At 73.8% G+C, this 20,240-nt stretch carries 17 protein-coding genes; 4 read left to right on the forward strand and 13 right to left on the reverse strand.

Annotation, left to right across the window (positions count from 1 at the left end; all coding sequences use genetic code 11):
• Nucleotides 1-11: 11 nt before the first annotated feature.
• From JOF36_RS27890 to JOF36_RS27905, 4 genes are all read right to left on the reverse strand, one after another.
• Nucleotides 12-671: a hypothetical protein gene (locus tag JOF36_RS27890; protein ID WP_210032703.1), complete on the reverse strand. Its 660-nt coding sequence runs from the start codon at nt 669-671 to the stop codon at nt 12-14.
• 251 nt (nt 672-922) lie between these two features.
• The gene (locus JOF36_RS27895; RefSeq protein ID WP_210032705.1) at nt 923-3,796 is read right to left on the reverse strand and encodes a vitamin B12-dependent ribonucleotide reductase; all 2,874 of its coding nucleotides are present in this window, start codon (nt 3,794-3,796) and stop codon (nt 923-925) included.
• A gap of 166 nt (nt 3,797-3,962) precedes the next feature.
• Nucleotides 3,963-4,451, reverse strand: a complete 489-nt coding sequence (nrdR, locus tag JOF36_RS27900) for a transcriptional regulator NrdR (RefSeq protein ID WP_210032707.1) — start codon at nt 4,449-4,451, stop codon at nt 3,963-3,965.
• 650 nt (nt 4,452-5,101) lie between these two features.
• The gene (locus tag JOF36_RS27905) at nt 5,102-5,269 is read right to left on the reverse strand and encodes a hypothetical protein (protein ID WP_210032709.1); all 168 of its coding nucleotides are present in this window, start codon (nt 5,267-5,269) and stop codon (nt 5,102-5,104) included.
• Between the two features lie 1,093 nt (nt 5,270-6,362).
• On the opposite strand from JOF36_RS27905, the gene lexA reads away from it, so the two are divergent.
• A complete protein-coding gene (gene lexA, locus JOF36_RS27910) occupies nt 6,363-7,097 on the forward strand; it encodes a transcriptional repressor LexA (protein ID WP_210032711.1) in 735 nt (244 codons plus the stop codon).
• A 16-nt stretch (nt 7,098-7,113) separates the two neighbouring features.
• Here lexA and JOF36_RS27915 read toward each other — a convergent pair whose 3' ends face one another.
• The 5 genes from JOF36_RS27915 to JOF36_RS27935 form a co-directional block, all read right to left on the reverse strand.
• On the reverse strand, nt 7,114-8,226 hold the full coding sequence (locus JOF36_RS27915) for a hypothetical protein (protein WP_210032713.1): 1,113 nt from the start codon (nt 8,224-8,226) through the stop codon (nt 7,114-7,116).
• A 221-nt stretch (nt 8,227-8,447) separates the two neighbouring features.
• Nucleotides 8,448-9,905: a GTPase HflX gene (hflX, locus tag JOF36_RS27920; RefSeq protein ID WP_210032724.1), complete on the reverse strand. Its 1,458-nt coding sequence runs from the start codon at nt 9,903-9,905 to the stop codon at nt 8,448-8,450.
• 67 nt (nt 9,906-9,972) lie between these two features.
• Nucleotides 9,973-10,845, reverse strand: coding sequence for a diaminopimelate epimerase (gene dapF, locus JOF36_RS27925; RefSeq protein WP_210032726.1), 873 nt, complete (start codon nt 10,843-10,845; stop codon nt 9,973-9,975).
• The gene (miaA, locus tag JOF36_RS27930; protein WP_210032729.1) at nt 10,842-11,783 is read right to left on the reverse strand and encodes a tRNA (adenosine(37)-N6)-dimethylallyltransferase MiaA; all 942 of its coding nucleotides are present in this window, start codon (nt 11,781-11,783) and stop codon (nt 10,842-10,844) included. The genes dapF and miaA overlap by 4 nt, the downstream gene beginning before the upstream one ends.
• Complete coding sequence (locus JOF36_RS27935; RefSeq protein WP_210032731.1) at nt 11,780-12,481, reverse strand: class III extradiol ring-cleavage dioxygenase family protein; 702 nt, start codon at nt 12,479-12,481, stop codon at nt 11,780-11,782. The genes miaA and JOF36_RS27935 overlap by 4 nt, the downstream gene beginning before the upstream one ends.
• A 292-nt stretch (nt 12,482-12,773) precedes the next feature.
• On the opposite strand from JOF36_RS27935, the gene JOF36_RS27940 reads away from it, so the two are divergent.
• Nucleotides 12,774-14,174: a DUF349 domain-containing protein gene (locus JOF36_RS27940; protein ID WP_372447416.1), complete on the forward strand. Its 1,401-nt coding sequence runs from the start codon at nt 12,774-12,776 to the stop codon at nt 14,172-14,174.
• A 67-nt stretch (nt 14,175-14,241) separates the two neighbouring features.
• Here JOF36_RS27940 and JOF36_RS27945 read toward each other — a convergent pair whose 3' ends face one another.
• The gene (locus JOF36_RS27945) at nt 14,242-14,691 is read right to left on the reverse strand and encodes an Rv2732c family membrane protein (protein WP_210032733.1); all 450 of its coding nucleotides are present in this window, start codon (nt 14,689-14,691) and stop codon (nt 14,242-14,244) included.
• Nucleotides 14,688-16,190, reverse strand: a complete 1,503-nt coding sequence (miaB, locus tag JOF36_RS27950) for a tRNA (N6-isopentenyl adenosine(37)-C2)-methylthiotransferase MiaB (RefSeq protein ID WP_210032735.1) — start codon at nt 16,188-16,190, stop codon at nt 14,688-14,690. Before miaB ends, JOF36_RS27945 begins: the two co-directional genes overlap by 4 nt.
• A gap of 63 nt (nt 16,191-16,253) precedes the next feature.
• Here miaB and JOF36_RS27955 point away from each other — a divergent pair, with 63 nt between their 5' ends.
• The gene (locus JOF36_RS27955) at nt 16,254-17,219 is read left to right on the forward strand and encodes a TAXI family TRAP transporter solute-binding subunit (RefSeq protein WP_210032737.1); all 966 of its coding nucleotides are present in this window, start codon (nt 16,254-16,256) and stop codon (nt 17,217-17,219) included.
• Nucleotides 17,220-17,231: 12 nt separating this feature from the next.
• Here the strand turns inward: JOF36_RS27955 and JOF36_RS27960 are convergent, their stop codons facing one another.
• Nucleotides 17,232-18,674, reverse strand: coding sequence for a sensor histidine kinase (locus JOF36_RS27960; RefSeq protein WP_210032739.1), 1,443 nt, complete (start codon nt 18,672-18,674; stop codon nt 17,232-17,234).
• A gap of 3 nt (nt 18,675-18,677) precedes the next feature.
• On the reverse strand, nt 18,678-19,361 hold the full coding sequence (locus tag JOF36_RS27965; protein ID WP_210032748.1) for a response regulator transcription factor: 684 nt from the start codon (nt 19,359-19,361) through the stop codon (nt 18,678-18,680).
• 130 nt (nt 19,362-19,491) lie between these two features.
• Here JOF36_RS27965 and JOF36_RS27970 point away from each other — a divergent pair, with 130 nt between their 5' ends.
• On the forward strand, nt 19,492-20,220 hold the full coding sequence (locus JOF36_RS27970; protein ID WP_210036286.1) for an amino acid ABC transporter ATP-binding protein: 729 nt from the start codon (nt 19,492-19,494) through the stop codon (nt 20,218-20,220).
• The last annotated feature ends 20 nt before the right edge of the window (nt 20,221-20,240 follow it).

Below are 20,240 nucleotides of genomic sequence, written 5' to 3' on the forward strand. Positions count from 1 at the left end.
CGTGCACCTCCTCAGTAGAGGACGCCGAGCCAGCGGTGCGCGCAGTCGTGGCAGGCACCGTGCGTGGTGTCGGCGCGGTGCACGTACCCGAGGCAGATCGTGCAGTGGACCAGCCGGCGACGGGCACGGCGGAGCAGCCCGTCCCGGACCACCTGGACCTGCAGGCCCGGCTCGCCCTCCGGGTCGGTGCAGGCCGCGAGCCCGGGGATCTCCTCGGTGTCGGCCGGGTCGAGGGCCTGCTCGTGCCCGTCCCACCAGGGCTCGGGGCGGGCGAGCAGCGGTGGCCCGGAGGCGGTGAACCCGAGCATGAGCTGTGCCGGCTCGCCGGCCACGAACCACTCGACGGTGACCGGGCCCGCCCCGGGCGGGGTCAGTCCGGCGGACCGCAGGTCGGCATCGGTCCAGCCGCCGGCCCGCAGCTCGGCAGGGGTCAGTCCGAAGTGGCGCAGCCCGTCCGCCGGCAGGTCCAGGGCACGCAGCTCGGACGGTGACGGGACGCCGACGAACACCCGTCCGCGGATGCCGGGGCCGTCCGGGGCGCTCGGGTCGCTCGGGTCGCCGACCGGTTCCGTGCTGCCGGGTGCCCGGCGCCACGGCGCACCGACGAGGACCGCGACGATCCGCGGATCGGTGCCCAGCCGGTGGGCGACCTCGTCGGTCCGGTCCTCCACGACGGCTCTCCTCGGTCTCGGCGGGGCTGTTGTCCGCGGGGCTGACTCGCCGGGACTGACTCGGCGGGGCCGGCTCGGCGGGGCCGGCTCGGTGGGGCCGGCTCGGTGGGGCCGGCTCGGTGGGGCCGGCTCGGTGGGGCCGGCTCGGTGGGGCCGGCTCGGTGGGGCCACAGCGCACACCGACGGGCCGGACGCACCGTGGGGCGGCGCCGGTGACCGGTGCCGCCCCACGTGGTGCTGTGCGAGCTTCGTCAGCTGCAGCCGCTGGTGGAGCCGCAGCCCTCGCAGAGGTAGCAGGACCCGGCGGGCCGCATCTTCGTCCCGCAGGTCATGCACAGCGGGGCGTCGGCCGCCTTGCCCAGCCGCAGCTCGAGCAGCTCGGTGGAGCTGCCGACCTCGGCCGGCGGCGGCTCGACGGCCGGGTCACTCTTCTTCCCGGCGGCGGGCACGGAGGACCGGAACTCGTCGAGGTCCAGGTTCTCCGAGCCGGAGCCGTAGTCGTTCTCGACCTGGGCCGACCGCTCGTCCGCGGAGAAGATGCCCAGCTCGGCACGCTTCTCGTAGGGCAGGTGGTCCAGCGCCAGCCTGCGGAACAGGTAGTCCAGGACCGAGGTCGCGATCCGGACGTCCGGGTCGTCGGTCATGCCGGCCGGCTCGAACCGCAGGTTGGAGAACTTCGAGACGTAGAACTCGAGCGGGATGCCGTACTGCAGACCCACCGAGATCGACATCGAGAAGGCGTCCATCACGCCGGCCAGGGTCGAGCCCTGCTTGCCGAGCTTGACGAAGATCTCGCCGAGGCCGTCGTCCGGGTAGCTGCCGGCGGTGAGGTAGCCGTCGGCACCACCGACGGTGAACGACACGGTCTCGCTCGGGCGCTTCTTCGGCAGCCGCTTGCGGATCGGGCGCTGCTCGATGACCACCTCGGGCTCGGGCTTCTTCTCACCGGAGTCGCCCTTGCCGACCGAGAGCGGCTGGCCGACCTTGCAGTTGTCCCGGTAGATCGCGAGAGCCTTGAGGCCGAGCCGCCAGCCCTCGAGGTAGATCCGCTCGACGTCGGAGACGGTGGCCCGCTCGGGCATGTTCACCGTCTTGGAGATCGCGCCGGACAGGAACGGCTGCGCGGCGGCCATCATCCGGACGTGCCCCATCGGCGCGATCGACCGCTCGCCCATGGCGCAGTCGAACACCTCGTAGTGCTCGGGCTTCATCCCCGGAGCATCGATCACGTGGCCGTGCTCCGCCACGTACTCGACGATCGCCTCGGCCTGCTCGGGCTGGTAGCCGAGGTTGTCCAGCGCCCGGCGCACCGACTGGTTGACGATCTGCATGGAGCCGCCGCCGACCAGCTTCTTGAACTTGACCAGCGCCAGGTCCGGCTCGATGCCGGTCGTGTCGCAGTCCATCATCAGGCCGATCGTGCCGGTCGGGGCCAGCACCGACGCCTGGGCGTTGCGCCAGCCGTTCGCCTCACCGATCTCCTGGCACTGCTTCCAGGTGAGCGTCGCCATGTCCTGGATCGGGCTGCTGGCCGGGAAGCTGCGGATCTGGTCGTTCGCCGCGGCGTGCTTGCGGATGACCCGCTGGTGGGCCTCGGCGTTACGGGCGTAGCCCTCGTAGGTCCCGACGATCCCGGCCAGCTCGGCCGAGCGCTTGTAGGCGGCGCCGGTCATCAGCGAGGTGATCGCACCGGCGAGGGCACGGCCACCTTCGGAGTCGTACGCGTGCCCGGTCGCCATCAGCAGTGCGCCGAGGTTGGCGTAGCCGATGCCCAGCTGCCGGAACTTGCGGGTGGTCTCGGCGATCGGCTCGGTCGGGAAGTCCGCGAAGCAGATCGAGATGTCCATCGCGGTGATGATCACCTCGACGGCCTTGGCGAAGGTCTCGGCGTCGAACCGGTCGTCGGCGTCGAGGAACTTCATCAGGTTCAGCGACGCCAGGTTGCAGCTGGAGTTGTCCAGGTGCATGTACTCCGAGCACGGGTTCGACGCGGTGATCCGGCCGGACTCCGGGCAGGTGTGCCAGTCGTTGATCGTGCTGTCGTACTGGATGCCGGGGTCGGCGCAGTTCCAGGCCGCCTCGGCGATCCCGCTGAACAGGCCGCGGGCGTCGACCGAGTGGATGACCTCGCCGCTCGTGCGGGACCGCAGACCGAAGTCGGTGCCCTCCTCGACGGCGCGCATGAACTCGTCGGAGACCCGGACCGAGTTGTTCGCGTTCTGGTACTGCACCGACGTGATGTCGGAGCCGCCCAGGTCCATGTCGAACCCGGCGTCGCGCAGCACCCGGACCTTGGCCTCCTCCTTGGCCTTGGTCTCGACGAACTCCTCGATGTCGGGGTGGTCGACGTCGAGCACGACCATCTTCGCGGCCCGGCGGGTGGCGCCGCCGGACTTGATGGTGCCCGCCGAGGCGTCGGCGCCGCGCATGAAGGAGACCGGGCCGGAGGCGGTGCCGCCGGAGGACAGCAGCTCGCGCGACGAGCGGATCCGGGAGAGGTTCAGGCCGGCACCGGAGCCGCCCTTGAAGATCAGGCCCTCCTCCCGGTACCAGTTCAGGATCGACTCCATCGTGTCGTCGACCGAGAGGATGAAGCAGGCGCTGACCTGCTGCGGGCTCGGGGTGCCGACGTTGAACCAGACCGGCGAGTTGAAGCTGAACACCTGGTGCAGCAGCATCCAGGTCAGCTCGTGGTCGAAGATCTCGGCGTCGGCGTCGGAGGCGAAGTAGCCGTGCTCGATGCCGGCCCGCCGGTAGGAGCCGACGACCCGGTCGATGAGCTGCTTGAGGCTGGACTCGCGGGTGTCGCTTCCGGCGGCGCCGCGGAAGTACTTGCTGGTGACAATGTTGGTGGCGTTCACCGACCAGCTGCGCGGGAACTCCACGCCGCGCTGCTCGAAGTTGACCGTCCCGTCACGCCAGTTCGTCATGACGACGTCCCGGCGCTCCCACTCGACCTGCTCGTACGGGTGCACGCCCTCGGTGGTGAAGACGCGCTGCACGGTCAGACCGCGGCGCTTGGCGCCGGTCTTCCCCCGGCCGCGCGCGGTCTTCGCCGGCGTCTCCCCCGCACCGTTCGTGTCGTTCCCGGTGCCTGTCGTCGGGCCCCCGACGGTCTCGGTCATGAACTGCCTCCGCATTCGACATGTCGTGACGCCCGCGCGCTGGGGTGCGCGAGCGCCGGGGCGGTGGTGGGCACCGCCCCGTGTCCGGTCCGGCCGGGTCGGCTCCGCCCGTCCCGGTGTGCGCCCCGTGGGGCCCACACCTGTTCCGGGAACCGATGAGTCCCGCTCAGCCGTCCCGGTGTCCGACCTCGTCGTCGGCTGCTTCCCCGGCAGCCGCCGAACGCAGGTCGGCGATCTCCTTCTCGAAGTCCTCGATGGAGGAGAAGGATCGGTAGACGCTCGCGAACCGCAGGTACGCGACCTCGTCGAGGTCACGCAACGGCCCGAGGATCGCCAGCCCCACCTCGTGGCTGGGAATCTCGGCCGCCCCGCGGGCCCGCACCGTCTCCTCGACCCTGTGGGCGAGCTGTTGCAGGTCGTCCTCGTCGACCGGCCGGCCCTGGCACGCCCGCCGAACCCCGCCGACCACCTTCTGCCGGCTGAACGGTTCGGTGACACCGCTGCGCTTGACGACGGCGAGCACGGCCTCCTCGACCGTGGTGAACCGTCGACCGCACTCGGTGCAGGACCGGCGACGGCGGGTACACGTCCCGTCGTCGGCGGTCCGGGAGTCGATCACCCGCGAGTCCGGGTGTCGGCAGAACGGGCAGCGCATGACTGATCCACCCTTCTCCCACGACCTACCGGGGACTCCTCGCGATGACCCGCTCTCCCCAACCACTGGGAGAGCGACACCAATGTAACCCCCACATGTAGGGGTCCGCCATACCGGCCCCGGCATGTCGGCGAGCTTCCCCCGATCGGGACAAGCAGCCTCGCACACGCGGTCGGCGGCCCGGTCCGACGCCGACCGGCCACGGTCGGACGCATCCCCGCTGATCAGGAGGTGCGGCATCCGGCACCGCGACCACCCGTCGCCCTCGGGCGACGTCCCCGGGTCCCGTGACAGGTCCGCGACACGCCACACCGGCGCGCCGGGCGGCGACGTCCCGATGCCCCGACGTCTCACGACAGAAGGCCCGGCCCTCCAGGCCGGGCGGCAGCGGCCCCGGGTGACCGACGAGCCGGGACGACCCGGTTCGGGCGGCGCGGTGTGCGTTCAGAGGGGAACAGCCCTCAAGATCACCGGCTCAGGAGTGTTGCTGACGCCACGCGTACGTCGCACTCCATAACCGGTGATCACTCAACGACGCGGCACCAGCGAGGCCATCACCGACCGGACGTCGGCGGGCGACCACGGCCGGCGGTGCCCACTCCACCCAGGCGCGGGTCGGCGAACGCCACGCACACGATCTGCTTGACGCGTCAGCGAGCCACCGTGCTGGTCACGACCGAGCCGACCGGCGCGGAAGGACCGGCGTTCCAGCCGGCGGCGGCATCGCCGAGCAGGCCGAGCAGCACGACCACGACGCCCGAGCAGACGACGGTCGCGACCCCCACCAGGAGCCGCTCGCCCACCGGCCGAACCCGCATCCGCGGGCTCCGGCGGCGCGCGGGCGCCACACACCGCCGCCCCGCCGGCCGGACCGTGCGCGGCGCGACGACAGCCGGACCCGCCCCGATCGGCCGCAGGCGACTCGTCCGCCGGGCGCCCGCACGTCCGGTGCCGGCCGGTCCGGTGGGCATCCGTCCCGTGGTCGCCCGGTCGGGAGCCGCCCGTTCGGTAGCCGCGCGAGCCGCCCAGTCGGGAGCCGACCGTTCGGCAGCCGTCCAACCCGCAGCCGTCCAGTCGGGAGCCGCCCGTTCGGTGGCTACCCGACCCGTAACCGCCCAGGCGGTAGCCGTCCGGCCGGTAGTCACCCGGTCGGCAGCCGGCCGCCCGGTGGACAGCCGCCCGGCAGTCAGCTGCTCCACCGCGCCCCAAGGTGCGTCCAGGAGCGCGACGGACGCCCCGGCGGTGCCGGCCCCGGCCCCGCGCCGATGCCGCGCAGCGTGCTCCGCGACCTCCTCGCGCCACGTCGCCCCCAGGACGACACAGGACGGTTCCGCGCCCACCGCCACCGCCTCCGGCCGGATCGCGCCGGCGCACTGCGCGCGCCGAGCCTGCCGGGTCCGACCGGCCGGCCAGCGGAGATTCCGGCGCTTCCGGCCGGGCCGCGGCCCCTGCGCCATCTCGCACACGTCGAGTTCTCGCATGGCTCCTCCTGCTCCCTCGAGGACCGCACCGCCTCACGGCCGCGCGGTCGCCGTCGACGCCGGCCCTACCCGGCCGGTCGTCCTGCTCACCCCGACCGACCCCTTCCCCGAGGCCGATCGAACGGGCGTACGAGCTGTCTAGCACCGGGCACCGACAGGAACCGTCACCGCAGGTCGGAGGCCTGTGCAGGTCCGCCACGACCATCGCGGCGACTGCGGCCACCGGCCGCGTCCGCCGACGCCCGGGACGCCCGGACCGACCCGTCGAACGAGTCGAATCGATGTTCGATCGAACGCCCGTGCGATGTTGTACCACCGACCGCTGGGCGAAATCCACGACACGCCGGGCGACAACTTCGAACGCATGTTTGGCGGACGGGCCGGACTTGGCTAGGCTTCGTACCGGTACATCCTCGAGGAGGCGAATGCGATGGCAGCGGACGAGTCCGGAGGCGGAGCGCCCACCGGGCGGGGTTCCGCGAAGGTCAGGGAGTTCCCCGAGCGCCCGGCCGACACGCGCGGTCTGACCCCGCGGCAACGCAAGGTCCTGGCGGTGATCCGGGACTGGCTGGACCGTTACGGGTACCCGCCGAGCGTGCGCGAGATCGGGGACGCGGTGGGACTGACCTCCACCTCCTCGGTGCATCACCAACTGCGGACCCTGGAGCGCAAGGGGTTCCTGCGCCGGGACCCGAACCGCACCCGCGCGGTGGACGTGCGAAGTCCCGAGCAGATCGCGGGCACTGACGGCAGCGACGGGGAGGCCGAGTCGGCCCCGTCCGACCGGCCCGCGCCGGCGTTCGTACCGCTGATCGGCGACATCGCCGCCGGTGGGCCGATCCTGGCCGAGCAGGCCGTGCAGGACGTGTTCCCGCTCCCCCGGGAGATCGTCGGCGAGGGCACCCTGTTCCTGCTCAACGTCAAGGGCGACTCGATGGTCGACGCCGCGATCACCGACGGGGACTGGGTGGTCGTCCGGCAGCAGCCGGTGGCCGAGCAGGGCGAGGTCGTCGCGGCGATGATCGACGGCGAGGCCACGGTGAAGACGTTCCGCCGCAAGGACGGGCACATCTGGCTGATGCCGGCCAACGACGCCTACGACCCGATCCCGGGCGACGAGGCGTCGATCCTGGGCCGCGTCGTGGCGGTGCTGCGCCGGCTCTGACCCTGCTACCGGGCCGTCAGCGCCGCCGGCCGTGCAGCGTCATCGCACCGATCCCGGCCAGCAGCAGCGCGCCGAGCACACCGGCGCCGGTTGCTGCCGGGAGCCACGGCGGGAACGACCGCACCGCGGGTGCCTCGGCGGGCTGCTCGACCATCGGCGCCGCGGTCGTGGTCGCCACGGCCAGCACGCCGGGCACCGCGCGGACCGCAGCCTGGGACATCCCGCGGGCCTCGGATCCGGAGTGCAGGGTCCCGCGCCCGTCCCACGCCACCGCCTCGCCCTGCGGTTCGTCCGGCAACGGCACCGGTAGCGGGCTCCCGCGCAACGCCTCCACCAGAGCATCCGCGGTCGCCGGTTCCGCAGGCCCGCCACGCAGCGGGAACACCCAGGCGTCGGTGTAGGTCCGCAACGCGACGGCCCGGCCGTCGGCGGCACCGGGCGGGCCGACCGCCGCGCCGGTCACCGTTCGCGAACCGACCGCGCCGAGCGGACCGCCGGTGGTCGTCGAGTACGGGAGCACGACACCGGTGACCCGTTCCAGCGTCACCGGCCCGGCACCGTCGAGTGGGCGGGCCGGGCGGTACACCCCGGCGACGCCGGTCGTCTTCTCCACGATGAGCGGGATCCCGTCATCGCCGACGAGGACGGCCTCGGCGTCTCGCGGGCCGTCGGCGTACACGAGGTCGTGCACCCGCGGCGGCCCGGACACCGGCACCACGACGAGGCGCACCGTGTCCCGGCGGGCACCGTTGTCACCGACGTCGGCCAGCCACAACGCACCGTCGGGCGTCACGCCCAGATCCTCCACATCGGTGACGGGGATCCCGGTGTCCCGCACCGCGGTGACCGCGCAGGTCGCCGGGTCGAGGGTGAACACCTCCGCGGTCCCACCGCCGTCGGGGATCGCGTGGTAGCGCTCCGGGGAGGCCCCGGGCGGGCCGTCGGCGACCAGCCCGGACAGCTCGGCCACCCGCGGGTCCTGCGCCGTGCAGACCGGCTCCGGCTGCGCCACGGCGACGCCGGGCGGCCCCTCCGGCGCGGACACCGGCGCGTCGGGTGCACCGGGTACGGCCGCGGACGCGTGCGGCTGCCCCGCGGGGGCCAGCAGCGCGACGGCAGACACGAGCATCGCGCCGGACATGAGCACCGGGCCGGCGAGCGGGTTCCGCCGGACCGCCCAGGACGCGCCGTGCCCGGGCTCGCGATCCGCGGAAGCCGCAGACGGAACGCCGTACCTCCGCCCGCGATCCGCGGGAGCCGCAGACGGAACGCCGTGCCTCCGCCCGCGATCCGCGGAAGCCGCGAGTGGGGCCGGCCCGGTGAGCCGGTTCGTGCGCCGGCCCCTTTGAATCAGCGCCCGGCCGCCGTGGCGGGGAGCCCGGCGGTGTCGTGTGCCGCGCTGCCGCCGACCGCGTACGGCAGCACCGCGGTGCCGAGCTCCGGGCCGACCCGGGCACGGATGCGGGTGCCGTCGCCGGTGTGCTCCTCGGCGAGGATCTCCCCGTCGTCGTGCAACCGCGCCACCAGGGCGCCCTCGGTGTAGGGCAGCAGCAGGTCGACCTCGTACTCCGGGTGCGGCAGCAGCTCGGCGATCCGCCTGCGGAGCTTGTCGATGCCGGCACCGTTGTGCGCGGAGACGAACACCGCGTCCGGCTGGGAGTGCCGCAGCCGGGCCAGGGCGAGGTCACCGGCGGCGTCGGTCTTGTTGATCACGAGGAGTTCCTGCGGCATCGCGTCGTCCTGCTGCTCGCCGATCTCGACCAGCACCTCGCGGACCGCGGCGATCTGGTCCGCGGGCAGCGGGTCGGAGCCGTCGACGACGTGCACGAGCAGGTCGGCCTGCGCGGCCTCCTCGAGCGTGGAACGGAACGCCTCGATCAGCTGGTGCGGCAGGTGCCGCACGAAGCCGACGGTGTCGGTGAGCGTGTAGGCGCGCCCGTCCGACGTCTCGGACTTGCGGGTGGTGGGGTCCAGGGTCGCGAACAGTGCGTCCTCGACCAGCACCCCGGCGTCGGTCAGCTGGTTGAGCAGGCTGGACTTGCCGGCGTTGGTGTAGCCGACGATCGCGACCGACGGGACCTCGTTGCGCCTGCGGTTACCACGCTGGGTCTCGCGGACCTGGCGCATCGCGCCGATCTCGCGGCGCAGCTTCGACATGCGCGCGCGGATGCGGCGGCGGTCCAGCTCGATCTTGGTCTCACCGGGCCCGCGGCCACCGATCCCGACGCCGCCTGCGGCCCGGCCACCGACCTGCCGGGACAGCGCCTCACCCCAGCCGCGCAGCCGCGGCAGCAGGTAGGACAGCTGGGCCAGCTCGACCTGGGCCTTGCCGTCGCGGGAGCGGGCGTGCTGGGCGAAGATGTCGAGGATCAGGGCGGTCCGGTCGATCACCTTGACCTTGAGCCGCTCCTCCAGCTGGCGGAGCTGGCCGGGCGAGAGCTCGCCGTCGCAGATCACGGTGTCGGCCTCGGCGGCCTGCACGGCGAGACCGAGCTCGTCGACCTTGCCGGAGCCGATGAACGTCGCGGGATCGGGCGTCGACCGGCGCTGCACCAGGCCGTCGAGGACGTCGGACCCCGCGGTCTCGGCGAGCCGGGCGAGCTCCGCGAGCGAGGCCTCTGCCTGCTCGGCGGAACCCTCGGTCCAGACCCCTACCAGCACCACGCGCTCCAGTTGCAGGCGCCGGTACTCGACCTCGGTGACGTCGGTGAGCTCGGTGGACAGGCCGCGGACGCGGCGGAGCGACGAGCGCTCCTCGAGGTCGAGTTCGCCGGTGGACGGAGTGGCGTGCGTGTGGGCTTCAGTCATCTTGCACTCGAGTGTCCCACGTCCCGGCGCCGTTGTCCGGTCCGTTTCGCCCGGCTCCGGATACGGCTCAGGCCGGGGCGTCCCACCACGTGCGGTCCAGCTCGCCGGTCGCCAGCAGGACCGCGGGACCGTGCAGCACGGTGCGGCCGGTGGATCCGCCGGTCCCGGGCTCGACAGTCACCCGCAGCTCCCCGCCGGGGGTGCCGACGTGCACGTCGCCCGCGTCGTGCCCGGCCGCGCGCAGGACGGCGACGACGGCGGCGACGGTCCCGGTGCCGCAGGCCCGCGTCTCCCCCACCCCGCGCTCGTGCACCCGCATCCGGACCCGTCCGCCGTCGGCGGGGCCGTCCAGCGGGGTCACGAACTCGATGTTGACGCCGTGCGGGAAGGCCCGGGGGTCGTACGACGGCGCGCGGGTCAGGTCCAGTGCGTCCGGGTCGGCGGCGACCACGCAGGCCAGGTGCGGGTTGCCGACGTCCAGGGCGAGGCCGTCGAACCGGGCGTCGCCGACGGTCGCGACGGATTCCGGGCCGATCGCGACCGGCCCCATGTCGACCGACACCGTCGCCCCGCGGATCGTCGCCGTGCGCACGCCCGCCCGGGTGCCGATCGCACCGCCACCGGGCGCCCAGCCGCGTTCGTGCAGGTAGCGGGCGAACACCCGCACGCCGTTGCCGCACATCTCGGCGACCGAACCGTCGCCGTTGCGGTAGTCCATGAACCACTCGACGCCCTCGACCGGCGGCGGGACCGTGTCGTCACCGGCCAGCTTCGCCCAGCGCACGACGCGGAGCACACCGTCGGCGCCGAGCCCGCGGCGGCGGTCGCACAGCGCGGCGACCCGCTCCGGCGTGAGCTCCAGCTCGGCATCCGGGTCTGGCAGCACGACGAAGTCGTTCTGTGTGCCGTGGCCCTTGGTGAACTCGATGCCGGGCTTCATACGACCAGCCTACGAGCGAGCACCGACCGGGCGTTGCGGGCCAGGTCCGGGTCCGCCCCGTCGAGCCAGTGGATCCGCTTGTCACGGCGGAACCAGGATCGCTGGCGCCGGACGAACCGGCGGGTCGCGCGGACGGTGCCGTCCCGGATGCCGTCGACGTCGGGGGGGTCGGGATCGTCGGCCAGCGCGTCCAGCACCTGCCGGTAGCCCAGCGCCCGCGAGGCCGTGCGGCCCTCGGCGAGCCCGTGCGGCAACAGGTCCCGGGTCTCCTCGACCAGGCCGTCGTCGAGCATCCGGTCGACCCGCGTCGCGACGCGGGCGTCGAGCTCGTCGACGGCACGGTCGACACCGAGCAGCACGGCGCCGTAGCGGGGCTCACCGGTGGTCGGCAGGGTCGCCCGGAACGGCTTTCCGGTCAGCGTGATCACCTCGAGCGCGCGCACGATGCGCCGCCCGTTCGACGGGAGCACCTGCGCGGCGGCGGCGGGATCGGCGGCGGCGAGCCTGCCGTGCAGCACGCCCGGGCCGGCCCGTTCCAGCTCGGCCTCGAGCTCGGCGCGCAGTTCCGGGTCGGTGCCGGGGAACTCGAGCTCGTCGAGCACCGCCTGGACGTACAGCCCGGACCCGCCGACGAGCACCGGGGTCCGGCCGCTCGCCCGCAGGTCTTCGATCACCTTCCGGGCCTCGCGCTGGTAGGCGGCGACCGACGCGGTCTCTCGGACGCCGAGGACGTCGAGCAGGTGGTGCGGCACGCCGCACCGCTGCTCGGCGGGGAGCTTCGCGGTGCCGACGTCGAGGCCCCGGTAGAGCTGCATGGCATCGGCGTTGACCACCTCGCCGCCGAGCGCGAGCGCGATCTCCAGCCCCAGATCGGACTTGCCGGTGGCCGTCGGGCCGACGACGGCGACCAGCGCCGGGCCACCCGGCCCGGCCGTCACGCCGGTTCCCACAACGCTACGTGGTACGCGACGCCGTAGGGCATCGAGGTGTGCCGGTGCGCCGTCGTCCAGTCCCGCCCGCCCGCGGCACCGGCCATGACCTGCCACGGAGCGCGACCGGCCACCCACAGGTCCGCGGCGACCGCGGGATCGAGGCGCGCCAGGGCCTCGGGATCGGGGACGTCCAGCGCGGTGGCGACGACGGCGTCGAAGCTCTCGGCGCGCTCGTCGAACCCGCCCGGCGCCTTCGCGGTGTGCATCGCGGCGCCGTCGCCGAGCACCAGCAGACCCACGTCCTCGGCCGCCAGTGCACGACCCAGCTCCAGGCAGTCCGACGGCGAGGTGTCCGGCGCGACGAGCTCGCCACGCACCGAGGTCACGCCGGTCCCGGCCGCCGCCCAGGCGGCGATCAGCAACGGCAGCGGCAGCTCCGGGCCCTCGTCAGCCGAGCCGGAGCCGGGGAGCGCGACCGGGACGTCGCGGCCGTAGCCGGCGAAGGTGCCCCGGGTGCCGGGGGCGACACTGCGCCGCCCGCCCGGGTCCGCGCCGACGGCGATCCACGCCGGCGCCGCCGCGGCCAGCGCCTTCGCCACGTCGCGGACGGCCGCGCGCAGCACCTCGGTCTCGCTCGCGGCGTCCCCGCTCAGGTCGGGGACGAGCAGCGGCGGGTGGGGCAGGACGGCGATCGCGGCGGACACGGCATCCGAGCGTAGCCAGCGCCCGTGCCGGTCGCCCGGGCACTCCACCGCGCCGGCGGCGCGGGCCGGGGACCGGCTCGCGATGACGTTTCGACGACGGGGGACGGCCGCTCGTGGCCCGCCCGATCACCCGGGCGGCACCGGTGGTTTCCCCAAAGGCGGTTCACCTGCTTGAATCGCGTCTCCGACCCCTCGCCGCGGCGAGGAGGCTCGGCGCGCGCACGGCCCCGCACGGACGTCCGGACGGGGCGCTCGCCGGTGATCCGGCGGGCCGAACGAGGAGGACGCACCGGTGCCCGAGACCAACGCCGCCACCCCCGGGCCACGCCCCGGCCCGCCGACCCCCGGCTCGATCCCGAAGCCGGGCCCGCCGCCCGGGGCCGGCCCGCGACCGGGTCCTCCCGGCGCACGGCCCGGCGCGGTGCACACGCCGGCCGCCGCGGCACCACCCGCCGCGCATCCCTCCCCCGTCCCGTCGGCGTCCGCCGACCCGGGGCGCTGGGGCCGTGCCGACGACGACGGCACCATCCACCTGATCACTCCCGACGGTGACCGGGTCATCGGCTCCTACCAGGCAGGACCGCCGGCCGAGGGGCTGGAGCACTTCGCGAAGCGGTTCGACGCGCTGATCACCGAGACCGAGGTGCTGGCCGCCCGGATTGCCGGCGGCGGGGACCCGAAGGCCTCGCTGTCCGCGCTGCGGACGCTGCGCGCGGGCCTCGACGAGGCCCACGTCGTCGGTGACGTCCCGGGACTGCGGGACCGCATCGACGAGCTCGTCGGGCGTGCGGAGGAAGGTGTCGCCGCGGCCCGCGAGGAGCGTGACCGGGCCCGCACCGACGCCGTCGCCCGCAAGGAGGCACTCGCCGTCGAGGCGGAGAAGCTGGCCGAGGACTCCACCCAGTGGAAGCAGGCCGGGGACCGGTTCAAGGTGATCCTCGACGAGTGGCGCACGATCAAGGGCGTCGACCGCAAGACCGACGAGCAGCTCTGGAAGCGCTACTCGAAGGCGCGCGAGGTGTTCAACCGGCGGCGCGGCTCGCACTTCGCCGACCTGGACCGGCAGCGGATCCTGGCGAAGGACCGCAAGGAGGAGCTGGTGGCCCAGGCCGAGGCGCTGGCCGACTCCGAGGAGTGGTCGTCGACGGCGGCCGCCTACCGCGACCTGATGACCGAGTGGAAGGCCGCCGGGCGGGCACACCGCGAGGCGGACGACGCGCTGTGGACCCGGTTCCGCGGTGCCCAGGACCGGTTCTTCGCCCACCGCAACGAGCACTTCGCCGCCCGCGACGCCGAGTTCGCCGCGAACGCCGAGGCCAAGAAGCAGCTGCTCGACGAGGCCGAGCGGATCAAGTTCTCCGACCCGGACTCCGCCCGCGCCGCGCTGCGCGACGTGCAGGAACGCTGGGAGAGCATCGGCAAGGTCCCGCGCGACGACATCCGCACCCTCGAGGGGCGGCTGCGCGCGATCGAGGTGAAGGTCGCCGAGGCGGCCGACGCCCAGTGGCGCCGGTCCGACCCCGAGGCCCAGGCCCGCGTCGAGCAGTTCCGGGTCCGCGTCGAGCAGTTCGAGGCACAGGCGCAGAAGGCCGAGGCGTCCGGGGACCGCAGGCGCGCCGAGCAGGCCCGGGCCCAGGCGACCCAGTGGCGCGAGTGGCTGGAGGCGGCCGAGCGGTCGGTCGACGAGCTGTAGCCCCACGACGACGGCCCCGCCGATCGGCGGGGGCCGTGGGTCGAGGCTCAGGGGTCGAGGGCCGGACTCAGTCGCGCCGCAGCGCCGTCCCCGCCCACACGAACGTCAGCACCACCACGGCCACCACGCCCAGCACCAGGCCGAACCCGGGGCCGTTGCCGGTACCGGTCTGCTGGGACCAGATCGCCCACATCCCGTTCACCGACGACACGCCGCAGCCGAAGGCGGCCAGCCAGGCCAGCACCCACAGCCGGGTCAGCAACGCCGCCGCCGAGACGACGATCGCGAACGTCGTGAGCGTGATCGCGAACAGGGTGGGGAGCGGCCCGGACTCGCCGCCGGCCAGGATCTCCCAGCCCGGTGTCCCCGCCACCCAGGGCAGCAGCAGCGCGGCGACGGCTGCCACCACGACGACGGCGATCAGCATGGCGCGCGGGCCGGGGTCGATCCGCCGCACCGCTGCGCGACCTGCGTGGTCGATCTCGGCTCGGGTCTCAGGCGAGACATCGCCGCTCATCGGGTACCTCCGGACGTGACGGGAACCGCGCACGGCGAGATCGGCTCGGTATCGATGCTCCCCTCGGTCGGCCGCCCGAACGCGGGCAACCCGAGAGTGGTGGGCGCACCGGTCGGCCGGGCGCCGGCCTCCGCCGCGTCCCCGGCCCGGGTGCGCCGGTGGCTCAGTACACCGCCGTCCGCGACGAGGTGGTGCGGTGCGCCGTAGTCGATCCGCGTGGTGACCAGGTCACCGGGCCGGATCCCGCCGGCGTCGCCCGGGGCGAAGTGCACGAGGCGGCCGTCGCGCGCCCGGCCGGTGAGCCGGCGCGTCACGCCGTCCTTGCGGCCCTCACCGGTGGAGACCAGCAGCTCGACCTCACGGCCCTCCTGCGCGCGGTTCTCCTCCCAGGAGATCTCCTCCTGCAGCGCGACGAGGCGCTCGTAGCGCTCCTGCACGACCTTCTTCGGCAGCTGGCCGTCCATGTCGGCGGCCGGGGTACCGGGGCGGGGCGAGTACTGGAAGGTGAAGGCCTGCGCGAACCGCGACTCCCGCACGACGTCCAGCGTCGCCGCGAAGTCCACCTCGGTCTCGCCCGGGAACCCGACGATGATGTCGGTCGAGATCGCCGCGTGCGGGATCGACTCGCGCACCTCGGCGAGGATCCGCAGGAAGCGTTCCGACCGGTACGAGCGGCGCATCCGGCGCAGGACGTCGTCGGAGCCGGACTGCAGCGGCATGTGCAGCTGCGGGCAGACGTTCGGCGTCTCGGCCATCGCGGCGATCACGTCGGAGGTGAAGTCGCGCGGGTGCGGCGAGGTGAACCGGACCCGCTCCAGGCCCTCGACCTCGCCGCAGGCCCGCAACAGCTTCGAGAACGCCTGCCGGTCACCGAAGTCCGCGCCGTAGGCGTTGACGTTCTGGCCCAGCAGGGTCACCTCGAGCACGCCGTCCGCGGCCAGGGCCTCGACCTCGGCGAGCACGTCGCCGGGGCGCCGGTCACGCTCCTTGCCGCGCAGCGACGGGACGATGCAGAAGGTGCAGGTGTTGTTACACCCCACGGAGATCGACACCCAGCCGGCGTAGGTGGACTCGCGGCGGGCCGGCAACGTCGAGGGGAAGACCTCGAGCGCCTCGGCGATCTCGACCTGCGCGGTCTCGTTGTGCCGGGCGCGCTCCAGCAGGGTGGGCAGCGCGTGCAGGTTGTGGGTCCCGAAGACGACGTCGACCCACGGCGCCTTGCGCGTGATCGTGTCGCGGTCCTTCTGCGCGAGGCACCCGCCGACGGCGATCTGCATGTCCGGGTTCGCCTGCTTGCGCGGCCGGAGATGACCGAGGTTGCCGTAGAGCTTGTTGTCCGCGTTCTCGCGCACCGCGCAGGTGTTGAACACAACGACGTCGGCGGTGTCCGGGTCGGCGGCGCGGGCGTATCCGGCCTCCTCCAGCAGACCCGCCATCCGCTCCGTGTCGTGCACGTTCATCTGGCACCCGTAGGTGCGGACGGTGTAGCTGCGGCTCACACCCCCGAGGGTAGGCGCCACCCGCCCCGACCTGCCGTGCGGGGCATCGGCGAGGATGACGGCGTGGGGACCGTGGGCGGGCCGGCGCTGTCACGCCGTGCCCTGCTGCGCGCCGGTCTCGTGGCCGGGGCGCTGGGCACCGCGGCGTGCACCGGGCCCGCCCCGCCACCCCGGCTGGTGATCGCCGGTGGCGTGCAGCCGGGCGTCTACATCTCCCTCGCCCGGGTGCTGGCCGAGATCTGGCAGGCACGGCTGGGCCTTCCGGCCCGCCCCGAGGTGCTGATGACCGCGGGCAGCACCCAGAACATGGAGCTGTTGATCGGGGGCCGGGCCACCGTGGCGATCAGCCAGGTGGACGTGGCCGCCGACGTCGCCGCGGACGTCATCGGGGATGCGGAACCGCTCGCGCTGGCCCGGCTCTACGACGACATCACCCACCTCGTCGTCCGGCGGGACTCCCGGCTCCGCACCCTCGACGACCTGCGCGGGGCGCGGGTCTCGATCGGCCCGGCCGGCAGCGGCTACCAACCGATCGCGCTGCGCCTGCTCGATGTCGCGGACATCGGCGTCGGCGGCCTGGGCGAGCGGGCCGAGCTGGGGCTCGTGGAGGCGATCGAGGCCCTGCGCGCCGGGCGGATCGACGCGTTCTTCTGGTCCGGCGGTGTCCCGACCGACGGCATCCGGGCCCTCGCCGACGAGCTCCCGATCCGGTTGCTGGATCTCGGCGAGGCGCTGGGCCGGATGCGCGAGCGCTTCCCCGTCTACTCGGTGGGCACCGTCCCGGCCAACGTGTACGGCCTGCCCGGCCCCGTCTCGTGCCTGTCGGTGCGCAACGTGCTGCTGGTGCCGGCCGCGATGGACGGGGAGACGGCCCGCGCCCTGATCGACGCCGCCTTCGCCGAGCAGCCCCGGCTGGCCCAGGCGAGCCCGGCCGCCGTGACGATCGACTCGCGCTCGGCGATCGGGACCCAGCCGGTCCCGCTGCACCCGGGTGCGGTCGAGTTCTACCGGTCGACGAAGGGCTACTGACCCGGCCCCGGGTCAGGACGTGGGAGCAGGCGGGACGCCGTCACCGGAGACCGGCTCGAGCCAGAGCGTGACGCGCAGCCCGCCCCCGGGCGCGGGATCGAGCGTCAGCTGCCCACCGGCCGCGGCCGCGGTGCGGGCGGCGATCGCCAGCCCCAGTCCGCTGCCCTCCGTGTTGGACTGGCCGGGAGCGCGCCAGAACCGGTCGGTGGCCCGGGCCCGGTCCTCGATGGACATCCCGGGCCCGTTGTCGACGACGCTGACGCCCACCCGGCCGGCGACCCGCAGCGTCGCGATCCGGACCCGCTTGCCCGGCGGCGTGTACTTCAGCGCGTTGTCCAGCGCCGCGTCGAGCACGGTCTCCAGCCCGGCCGGGTCGATCCGGGCCCGCAGTGCCGGCGGCCCGCTGCGCCGCAGCTCGACGCCGGTGTGCTCGGCCAGCGGCCGCCAGTTCTCCAGCCGGTCGTCGACGACGTGGTCGAGATCGGTGACGGTGTCACCGGACCCGGTCTCGGCCGCCCGCTCGGCACGGGCGAGTGCGAGCAGCCCGTCCAGCACCCGCGACAGCCGCTCGGCCTCCTCCATCGCCGCGAGGTGCTCCTCGGCCGCCCCGCGCTCCACGTGGCCGTCCAGGTTGGACAACCGCAGGCGCAGCGCGGTGAGCGGGTTGCGCAGCTGGTGCGAGGCGTCGGCGACGAAGGCGCGCTGCGCGGCGAGCGCCTCGCGCACGGTCTCGGTCATCCGGTCGAACGACCCGGCGAGCAGCCGCAGCTCGGGCGGGCCGGTCCGGCGGGTCGGCCGGCCGGGCGGGGCGCCCGCGACCACGGCGGTCCCGACCCGGCCCATCGCCTCGTCGAGCCGGCGGACCGGGCGCAGGATCCACACCGTGAGCGGCAGCGCGACCAGGGCTCCGGCGAGCATCGCCAGCAGCGCCGCACCGGCGATCAGCGACCAGCTGCGCAGCTCGGCCGAGCGCAGCGCGTCGGTGGGCGAGATCGTCATCGCGGCGCCGACCACCTCGCCGTCGACCAGCACGGGTTCGGCGAGCACGATCGGCCGGTCGTCCCAGGGCATCAGCAGCGGGTAGGTCTCCGACCGGCGGCCGGCCAGCGCCACCCGCAGCCGGGCGGCCGGGTCGCCGGCGAGATCGGGCAGGCGCTCGGGCGGGCGCGAGGCGACCAGCAGCGCCCCGGAGCGGTCGAAGACGGCGACCGCGACGTCGTACACCTCGTCGTAGCGGGTGATCTCGGCGGCGAACGCCGTCGCCGCGGCCTGCCCGCCCGGCGACTCGATCAGCGGCCGCTGCGCCCCGGACGCGAACGAGATCGTGTCGGTGAGCCGGTCGGTGAAGACCTCCTCCTGGCTGCGCTGGGCGTGGGTGAGCGCCAGTGGCACCCCGAGCCCGGCGGCCAGCAGCCCGACGAGCACCAGGAAGACCAGCAGCAACCGGCTCCGCACGTGCTAGCCCTCGGTGGCGGCGAACCGGTACCCGACGCCGCGGACGGTCCGGATCAGCTCGGGCCGGCCGAGCTTGGTGCGCAGGGTCGCGACGTGCACGTCCAGGGTCCGGTTCGCCCCGGCCCAGCCGCGTCCCCACACCTCGGCGACGATCTGCGCGCGGGTGCAGACCGCACCGTCGGCGCGGGCCAGCAGCGCGAGGACCTGGAACTCCTTGCGGGTGAGCACGACATCGGCGCCGGCCACCGTCACCGCGTACCGCTCGGGGTCGACGCGCACGTCCCCGACCGTCACCGGGCCGGTCCCGGCCGGCGTCGCCGTCCCGTCCGCGCCGACCTTGCGCCGGCGCTGCACCGCGTGCACCCGGGCGACGAGCTCGCCGATGTCGTAGGGCTTGACCAGGTAGTCGTCGGCGCCGGTGTGCAGGCCCTCGATCCGGTCGGTGATCTCGCCGCGCGCGGTCACCATCAGCACCGGCACCTCGCTGACCGCCCGGATCTGCCGGCAGACGTCGAGCCCGTCCGCGTCCGGCAGGCCCAGGTCCAGCAGGACGACGTCGACCCCGTCGAGGTGGCCGGCCGCGCCCCGCCCGTGATCGAGCCGGGTCGTGGTCATGCCGTGCCGGTGCAGTGCGGGACGCAATGCAGCCGCCACCCTGTCGTCGTCCTCGATCAGCAGGATGTGCACGCGGGCCGCCCCTTCCGTTACGTGGCCGAGACCCTAAGGCTTCCTCAAGGTGGTGGACTCACCTATCGGTCCCGTCCAGGCTCTCGCCATGTCCGGAGGCAGCATGACCAGCACGTCGGAGTCCACGCCCATGGTCCGGATGACCGACGTGCAGAAGCACTTCGGTGACCTCCACGTCCTCCGCGACATCGATCTCGAGGTCGCCCGTGGCGAGGTCGTCGTGGTGCTCGGCCCGTCGGGTTCCGGTAAGTCCACACTGTGCCGGACGATCAACCGGCTGGAGCCGATCGACACCGGCACGATCGAGGTCGACGGCTGTCTGCTGGCGGCGGAGGGCAAGGCGCTGGCGGCACTGCGGGCCGATGTCGGCATGGTGTTCCAGTCGTTCAACCTGTTCGCCCACAAGACGATCCTCGAGAACGTCACGCTCGCCCCGGTCAAGGTCCGCGGAATGTCCAAGTCGGACGCCGAGCGGACCGCCCTGCAGCTGCTGGAGCGGGTCGGCATCGCGAACCAGCGCGACAAGTACCCGGCGCAGCTCTCCGGCGGTCAGCAGCAGCGCGCCGCGATCGCCCGGTCGCTGGCGATGAAGCCGAAGGTGATGCTGTTCGACGAGCCCACCTCGGCACTGGACCCGGAGATGGTCAGCGAGGTCCTCGACACGATGACCTCGCTGGCCGCCGAGGGGATGACGATGCTCGTCGTGAGCCACGAGATGGGCTTCGCCCGCAAGGCGGCGCACCGCGTGGTGTTCATGAGCGACGGCGAGATCGTCGAGGACTCCACCCCGAACGACTTCTTCGCCAACCCGCGCACCGATCGCGCGAAGGACTTCCTGGGCAAGATCCTCTCCCACTGAGAGGCGCTCGCGGAACGAAT

This window comes from Pseudonocardia parietis, assembly GCF_017876315.1.
In the GTDB taxonomy this organism is placed as follows: domain Bacteria; phylum Actinomycetota; class Actinomycetes; order Mycobacteriales; family Pseudonocardiaceae; genus Pseudonocardia; species Pseudonocardia parietis.